This window comes from Bacillus sp. LR_5, assembly GCF_042709275.1.
The window spans coordinates 1-5,394 of record NZ_JAVAXX010000365.1; the positions used below are offsets into that span (position 1 = coordinate 1).

Genomic DNA, 5,394 nt, shown 5'->3' on the forward strand with positions numbered 1-5,394 from the left:
GCCCTGGTTAGGTTCAGCTTTTCTGCAATATGCTCCCCTGTAATCGGCCCGTTTTCTTTTACAATCTGCAAAATATGTTCTTGCCGTTTATTTAGTTCGATCGTACTCACCACCTTTTCACTTCATATCTATGTAAAGAATAATAATCCATATTATATCGTAAATATCTTGTAATCAAACAAAAAAACTCATAAATGGGGAAAAGACGATTACCGATCACACAGCAACCGCCTTTTCTCTCTTTATTTTACAATAAGGGCATTCATATTCGCAAAGGACTTGATCTCATCCGCCAAGCTTACCATTTGCGCCAAACGGTTTGCCTTTAATGTCTCATTATCTGCTATAACCATTGTATGATCGAAGTAAGCATCGATCGGTTCTTTTAAGGCTGCAAGTGAAGCAAGCGCCGCCTCATAATCTTTTTTGCTGAAGTTTTCCTGCAGGTTTTGCTTCGCTGTTTGGTAGGCATCAAACAGTTTTGCCTCGTATTCATTTTCAAACAGATCAGGCTGAATGTCTCCGTGGACTCCTTTTTTGCTGATAGAGATCACTCTGCCTAAAGCCTCAGCTGTTTCCTTAAAGCCCGGTGCACCAAGCTTTTGTTCCAGCACTTGTGCTTTATGCAGCGCTGAGTATGGCTCAAGCTCAGAGCTTTCCAGCACGGCGTCGATGACATCGTGTCGAATCTGTTCCGCATTCAAAACAAATTTCAGGCGCTGAGTGAAGAAATCCATCAGTTCATTTTCTTTTTCGGTTTGTACGAAAGAAAGCAGCTCTTCAAACGAAATTCCCCAGTTGCGGTCCAGAAGAATTGCAACAATACCGCTTGCTTGGCGACGCAGCCCGTAAGGATCCTGAGAACCGGTCGGAATAACGCCGATAGAGAAGAATGAAACGATTGTGTCTAGCTTATCCGCCATTGCTACAACAGCTCCGGTGAAAGTAGAAGGCGTTTCTCCGCCTGCTGATCTAGGCATATAGTGTTCGTTGACTGCCGCAGCCACAGCTTCATCTTCGCCAAGCATTCTCGCATACTTTTCACCCATAATTCCTTGGAGCTCAGGGAATTCGTATATCATGTGCGTGACAAGATCAAATTTAGAAATTTCAGCAGCTCGCTTCACATGTTTTAATGTATCTTCATTGGCCTGAAGACGAACGGCAAGCTTTTCTGCGATTGAAGTGACTCTTCTAACCTTATCTGCCAGAGAACCAAGCTCTTCATGAAAAACAATGTTTTCAAGCTTCTTCACGTTTGCATCAATATTTAGTTTCTGATCTTCCTTGTAGAAGAATGAAGCATCAGATAAACGCGCGCGCAGCACTTTTTCATTGCCTCTGGCCACGTTTTCGATAGCGTGGCTGTTCCCGTTTCTGACTGTGATAAAGTGAGGCAGCAATTCTCCGTTCTTGTCTTTGACAGGGAAGTAGCGCTGATGCTCTTTCATTGTCGTGACAAGCACTTCCTCAGGAATTGACAGAAACTCAGATTCAAATGAACCATAAAGAGCTGTTGGGTATTCTACTAAATGATTCACTTCATCAAGAAGATCTTCGTCAACTGGAATGCTCCAATTGTTTTCTGCAGCCATCGCTTCCAGCTGAGATTGAATCATTTGTTTTCGGACGTTAGGATCAGCAATAACGTGCTGTCCTTTCAGCTGCTCTTCATAAGCTGAAGGTGATTCAATTGACACTTCATGTCCAAGGAAACGGTGTCCCTGCGTTGTCCGTCCAGACTCAACGTTTGTGATCGAAAATGGAATGACATCCTGTCCAAATAAAGCGGCAATCCATTTGATTGGCCGTATATAACGCAAATCCTCATTTCCCCAGCGCATGTTTTTTGGGAAATGCAAGCTAGTAACTAAACCGCTCAGTTCCGGCAGAAGCGATTTCGTTTCTTGGCCGGCTTGGAATTTTTGCACGAATACATACTCTGTGCCTTTTACTTCTTTGATGTACAGGTCTTTTACGTCTGCGCCTTGGCCCTTTGAAAAGCCGATTGCCGCTTTTGTCCAGTTGCCGTCTGCATCAAGGGCAATTTTTTTCGCAGGCCCTTTCGCCTCTTCTTTTATATCATCCTGCTTTTCTGCTACATCCTTTACGAAGACAGCAAGGCGTCTCGGTGTATTGAAAAGCTTCACTTCACCGTGTGTGATATTTTTTTCTTTAAGCCAGCCTGTCAGCTTCTCACCAAGCTGAACCATGCTATCATTTAAAAAGCGCGCCGGCATTTCCTCTAAACCGATCTCTAAAAGTAAATCCTGTTTACTCATGAGAAGAACCCTCCCCTTTAAGCATTGGGAACCCTAGTTTTTCTCGTTCCTCATAATAGGTTTTTGCTACTTTTCTCGCTAAATTTCGCACTCTTGCGATATAGCCTGTCCGCTCGGTAACAGAGATCGCACCTTTGGCGTCAAGCAGGTTGAAGGTGTGCGAGCATTTCAGCACATAGTCATATGCAGGATGAACAAGTCCGTTATCCATTTGCTTAATCGCTTCTTTTTCATACGTGCTGAACAACTGGAACAGCATATCGACATCTGACGTTTCAAACGTGTAAACGGAATGCTCGTATTCCGCCATCATGAATAAATCTTTTACTGTAAACCCTGACGTCCATTCCAAGTCGAAAACATTTTCTTTATCCTGGATATAAGACGCCAGACGCTCAATTCCGTACGTAATCTCTACAGAAACCGGTTTACACTCTAGTCCTCCGACCTGCTGGAAATACGTAAATTGTGTGATTTCCATTCCGTCAAGCCATACTTCCCAGCCAAGACCTGCGCAGCCTAAAGACGGATTTTCCCAGTTGTCTTCAACAAAGCGAATATCGTGCTCAAGCGGATCAATTCCAAGCGCGCGCAAGGAATCTAAATACAGCTCTTGAATGTTATCAGGAGACGGTTTAATAATGACCTGAAACTGATGATGCTGATACAGTCTGTTCGGGTTCTCCCCGTATCGTCCGTCGGCAGGGCGTCTGGAAGGCTCTACATAAGCCACTTTCCACGGCTCAGGGCCGATACTGCGCAAAAATGTATACGGGCTCATCGTGCCGGCCCCTTTTTCTACATCGTAAGCCTGCATAAGCACACAGCCCTGACTGGACCAATGCTTTTGCAATGTTAGAATCATGTCTTGAATATTCATTTCAAGCACCTCCACTTTTCCTTCATAAAATGACTGCGGCAGCAACCAAAAAACTCCCGTCTCTATGCTTGCCAGCCGCAAACATAGGGACGAGAGTTCTCCCGCGGTTCCACCCTAGTTGCTGAGAACAAAATCCCAGCCTCTTTTTTTGAAATTGCTCAAGAATGCCTTTCGTTGCGTGCTCATCCTTAGCTTACACCGCCCTAAGGTCGCTTTCATGAGGTAAACGCAAGTACTTCTTTCTCTCACTGCAACATATTTTATAATAAATGATCATATAAAAAGATGGACCAGATGTCAACTTTTGTTTTCACCCATCAGATGTTTCATGCTTTCCATTTGATCTAAAAAGCGCTTTGATTTTAAATATAACCCTGAATATTCTTCATAATATAAATCAATCACTTGCTTTAATTCAGCTTTTGTTTCCTGCTTTAAGGACACATTGCCCAACCTCGACAAATCGAAGTAATAAAACAGTCTCAAAAGCCTTGCCGTTTGCGGTTTAATTGGAACCCTGTAGGGATCTTTTTCAAAGCAGCGATGGCAAATAAAACCGTTATCACGAACAGAAAAATGGAAGGTCCCATCCTGGCTTTTACAATTCACACAGTGATTCAGCTCAGGGTACAGCCCCATGACACCGAGCATCTTCATTTGAGCAATGAAGATGATGACATCCGGATCTGTTCCTTCATTCAGCTGTTTAAACGATTCTAAAATGAATTCAAACAAATAAGGGTTTGGCTTCTTTTCTTCTGTGCCTTTGTCGACTAGCTCAGCAATATAAGCAGCATATGCTGTTAAAAACAAATCTTCCCTGATGCCTCTCATGCTGAGGATCATTTCACCCTGCTGAAGCGTTCCGAGGCCCGTTGTTTTTTGCATTAAAAATGAACCATACAAAAAGGGCTGGCTGACTGCTGATAAACGGCTGTTCGGTTTTTTGGCGCCTCTTGCCATAACACCTATTTTTCCGTGTTCTCTTGTCAGTAATGTAACGATTTTATTCGTCTCTCCGTAATCATTTGTGCGAAGAACGATTCCTTCACATTTTGTCAGCATTTCCGCACCTTCCTAAAGCAGGAGCGGCCAAGAGGTTTATAAAATTGGATAATCAAATCGGGCTAGCTCATCTTCTAGTTCTTCGGGTCTTTCCATGTTCTCTTTTTCCAGCTCTTTAAAAAGAAGATACGTATCAACATTTCCTGTTTGAGAAAATACGTTCCAGGTAAAATTCAACACAAGAAACCCACCTTTCTGTAGTTAAACTAGCTTACCTAACTCCAAATTCTTACCTTTATCTTGACCAGATGTCCTCCATTTCATGTTAAACAAAATTTGCTAATGTATCCCTGTTCCTGTGAGAAAATGACACAGCAAGGAGATTAATATTCGTCCTCTTTAAAGCCAAAATCGCGAAGCTGGGACATTTTATTGCGCCAGTCTTTCTGCACTTTGACCCACAATTCAAGGTAGACACGGGAGCCTAACAGTGCTTCAATATCCGCTCTCGCTCTTTTTCCAACCTCTTTCAGCAGGCTTCCTTTTTTTCCGATCACAATGCCTTTCTGGGAATCCCGTTCGACCACAATCGTTGCCGCTACGTGCACAGAACCGTTGTCCTGTCCTTTGATGGATTCGATGGCCACCGCAATGCTGTGCGGGATTTCTTCTCTCGTCAGATGCAGCACCTTTTCCCTGATTAATTCAGAAATGATAAAGCGCTCTGGATGGTCGGTTACCTGATCACTCGGATAGAATTGCGGCCCTTCCGGCAAATACGCTTCAATCTGTGTGAGCAATGTTTCGATATTATTTCCTTCTAAAGCAGAAATCGGAACAATTTCCTTAAAAGGATAACGTCCCCGATATTCGTCAATTAACAAAAGCAATTGATCGGGATGAATTTTGTCAATTTTGTTTACGATTAAAAATACAGGCGTAGACATATTCTGCAATTTCTCAATGATGAATTCGTCACCCTTCCCGTAGCCTTCCTCGGCGTTGATCATAAACAAGATCAAATCGACTTCTTTTAATGTATTTTGCGCCACTTTCATCATAAAGTCCCCAAGCTTATGCTTAGGTTTATGAATCCCTGGTGTGTCAATAAAAATCGTTTGTGATGTGCCTGTCGTCAAAACTCCTTGCACCTTGTTTCTCGTCGTTTGGGGCTTATCGCTCATGATCGCGATTTTTTGTCCAATGACTCTGTTCAAAAATGTAGAC

Annotated in this window: 6 protein-coding genes and 1 other annotated feature; all 6 genes read right to left on the reverse strand. The window is 43.0% G+C overall.

Features of this window, described 5'->3' with window-relative positions; translation table 11 throughout:
- Positions 1 to 110 (reverse strand): HTH domain-containing protein (locus tag RAC86_RS34760; RefSeq protein WP_377886638.1); only part of this gene is annotated, 110 nt, incomplete at its 3' end.
- Positions 111 to 242: 132 nt separating this feature from the next.
- A complete protein-coding gene (gene glyS / locus RAC86_RS34765) occupies positions 243 to 2,282 on the reverse strand; it encodes a glycine--tRNA ligase subunit beta (protein ID WP_072566559.1) in 2,040 nt (679 codons plus the stop codon).
- The gene (gene glyQ / locus RAC86_RS34770; RefSeq protein ID WP_003226213.1) at positions 2,275 to 3,162 is read right to left on the reverse strand and encodes a glycine--tRNA ligase subunit alpha; all 888 of its coding nucleotides are present in this window, start codon (positions 3,160 to 3,162) and stop codon (positions 2,275 to 2,277) included. The genes glyS and glyQ overlap by 8 nt, the downstream gene beginning before the upstream one ends.
- A gap of 82 nt (positions 3,163 to 3,244) precedes the next feature.
- Positions 3,245 to 3,420: a binding site (T-box leader), on the reverse strand.
- Positions 3,421 to 3,459: 39 nt separating this feature from the next.
- Positions 3,460 to 4,227 (reverse strand): DNA repair protein RecO, encoded by a 768-nt coding sequence (gene recO, locus RAC86_RS34775; protein ID WP_072566560.1) that lies wholly within the window; start codon positions 4,225 to 4,227, stop codon positions 3,460 to 3,462.
- Between the two features lie 36 nt (positions 4,228 to 4,263).
- Complete coding sequence (locus tag RAC86_RS34780; RefSeq protein WP_003230053.1) at positions 4,264 to 4,407, reverse strand: YqzL family protein; 144 nt, start codon at positions 4,405 to 4,407, stop codon at positions 4,264 to 4,266.
- Positions 4,408 to 4,550: 143 nt separating this feature from the next.
- Positions 4,551 to 5,394 (reverse strand): GTPase Era (gene era / locus RAC86_RS34785; RefSeq protein WP_377886637.1); only part of this gene is annotated, 844 nt, incomplete at its 5' end.